The 2,459-nt window shown below is 59.7% G+C and carries 3 protein-coding genes; all 3 read right to left on the minus strand.

The genetic code is table 11. The features are described from left to right. Window positions 1-414: 414 nt before the first annotated feature. Genes AX760_RS03510 through AX760_RS03520 form a run of 3 tightly spaced genes read right to left on the minus strand, consistent with a single transcriptional unit; the run spans window position 415 to window position 2,202 of the window. Window positions 415-1,557 (minus strand): site-specific integrase, encoded by a 1,143-nt coding sequence (locus AX760_RS03510; protein ID WP_071831509.1) that lies wholly within the window; start codon window positions 1,555-1,557, stop codon window positions 415-417. Further along, window positions 1,547-1,963: a type II toxin-antitoxin system VapC family toxin gene (locus AX760_RS03515; protein ID WP_071831511.1), complete on the minus strand. Its 417-nt coding sequence runs from the start codon at window positions 1,961-1,963 to the stop codon at window positions 1,547-1,549. Before AX760_RS03515 ends, AX760_RS03510 begins: the two co-directional genes overlap by 11 nt. Next, complete coding sequence (locus tag AX760_RS03520; protein ID WP_071831512.1) at window positions 1,963-2,202, minus strand: type II toxin-antitoxin system Phd/YefM family antitoxin; 240 nt, start codon at window positions 2,200-2,202, stop codon at window positions 1,963-1,965. The genes AX760_RS03515 and AX760_RS03520 overlap by 1 nt, the downstream gene beginning before the upstream one ends. Between the last annotated feature and the right edge of the window lie 257 nt (window positions 2,203-2,459).

Below are 2,459 nucleotides of genomic sequence, written 5' to 3' on the forward strand. Positions count from 1 at the left end.
TCGGGCGCCATACAGAGGCAACTGTAACAGTCAGCGTCCGGTACCTGCTATTACAAATTTAAACTTGGTCGAGCCTATCCAGCCCCTGCGGCTCAAGGGAAGCTAAATTGACTGGACGTTTCCGGATCAGAGTGAGCGCGCGTGTGATGACGGTTGCATGTTATCGGAAGCATCTCGACTTGGCTCTCATTGGTGCTAGGACGCCTCGCGATTCAAATAAGCGAAACTGCAGCAGCCTTGGCGATTAAAACGACCCAGATGACGACAGCGGCAATAGCGATCATCCATTCGGGACTTTTGAGAAGAGAATGAAATTCCATAGCGGGTGCTCCTTAAATACAAGGAGCTTTAGTGGTCGGGATTGGGTTAGCGCCGCGTTCCCGCAGGAACAGAGAAAGGTTGGACGGTGGCCCGCTATAGGAGGCGCGCCGCCTTCCCGCTGCGCCTTGTGGCACTGTTGTAGTAGCTCGAAGCCTGCTGCACCGATCGATGGCGTGATTGCTCCATCGCCTCGGGGAGGGGGATGCCCCGGTTGGCAGCCTCGGTCAGATACCCCGACCGCAGCCCATGCGCCGAAAACTCCCCCGGCTCCAGCCCGGCCATTTCGGCGCGCTGCTTGACGATCGCATTGACCGCACTCGGCTCCAGCGCCCGCTTCGAAACATTGCCCCACCGATCGACCTTCCGAAACACACTCCCGCCTTCAATCCTGGCAGCAGTCATCCAGGCGTTCAGCGCATCCACGGGTCGGCCTGTCAGATAAACGACCTCGTCGTGCTCGGAACCAGACGTTTTTGTGCGACCCAGATGGATGGCGAGAGAGGGGAGGGGAGGGCCGTTTTCGACTGTGATCGGCGGCTCGACCGTCAGCTGTTCCCGACGCAACCCCGCAATCTCACTGCGACGGCGGCCGCCGGAAGCAAAGGCTGCCATCAGGATCGCACGGTCACGGACGTCCCGCAGACTGTCGGTGCTGCAGGTCGCGAGGAGCTTTGCCAAGACGTCGCCTGTTACCGCTTTTGCGCTCTTGCGTTTCCTTGGCCGCGGCGTTGCGCGAACAGCGAGGCGTATAGCGGACTTCAGCGAGGGCGAGGAGAAGACGCCGGTCAGGCCGCGCCATTTCGTCAGCGTCGACCAGCTGGCAAGCCGCCGGCGGACTGTATCGGGCGCATGCGGCCCTGGCGATCGAAGGAAGCGTTGCTCGCGCAGGCTCTGCTCGACATCAGCCGGCATGCCGTGTTCAGGATCGATGTCGCGCTGTTCCGGCTGCCAAAGGTGGTGGGCGACGAATTTCAGCAGCAAAGCCTCAGGTGCGGGCCAGGGCAGGGAGGCACCGGTCGCAGCCAGAGACCAGGCCTGCAGATAGGCAAGGTCGGAGGTGAGTGCGCGCAAGGTGTTTTCGCCCATGCCCTCGTTGACCAGATGGCGCAGCGTCTCGATATCCCGGTCGGTCAACAGTTCGGCCAGTTCGTCGCGCCGATCCATTGGAAGGACGGCTGCAATCGTGTCGAGTTGTTCGGCACGGGCAGAGACCAGGTTGGAGCGGTCAGTTGCCATGCGCGTAGGGGCCGACCACGGTTACCCCCTCTTTCCGGGCAGCACCGGCAAGTTTACGGTCGAGTGTGGCGAGGGACATGTACCTGTTCATGGCCAGGGCAAGGTAGGCCGCGTCATAGGCGCTGAGGATGTGGTTGGACGCCAGCAGCAGTATCAATCCGTCGCCGCCAATCCCAGCATCATCGAGCGGTAATCGTCGTACCCGTTCCATACCGAGCAGGGCGCCGCCTGCAGCGACCCGGCCACGCCGTTCCGACATGACCAGACTATTGCGGATCTCAAACCAAAACAGTGACGGTGCAGGGCAGGGCTCTGAAATCGAAGCGATCAGGGTCTCGGCCGCATCGCTGTACTCTTCCGGCAGCAACCAGGCCGCTGCGAGGGATGCATCTATGACGAAGGACATTACCGGCGACCTTCGTCCCTCCAGGATATAATCTCGTCATGAGTGGAGGGTTTTGCCCGGCCACGGGCGGCCCGCACTTCGTTGACCAAAAGCTGAAGATCGGTCTCCTTGCGGATCCGCGACAACCGAGCAATCGGGTCGTTGCCGCGGGATATAATTACGTCTTCGCCTGCCTCCACCCGAACAAGCAGCTCGGACAGATGGGCCTTGGCTTCGGAAACCTTGACAGTGGTACTCATGGCGCGCTCCAACAGCGGGTGATTTTCTACGAATTTAAGACAATGCAGCTAGTTGGTCAACCGGCAGATCCGATCACCACCGATAAGGGGTACTTATCGGAGGTTAGGAGGCCAACCGCCAACCGTACTATGTGAGGAACCGGAATATTCCGATAGAGTTCCTTTAATAAATCCTTTAACATGATTTCAATGGCTTACGATCTCGGTAAAATCAGCATCACAGCTCTGATGGAGGGTAAGCGGGGCAGATTGGGTGG

This window comes from Pararhizobium antarcticum (assembly GCF_001885585.1).
GTDB lineage: Bacteria > Pseudomonadota > Alphaproteobacteria > Rhizobiales > Rhizobiaceae > Pararhizobium > Pararhizobium antarcticum.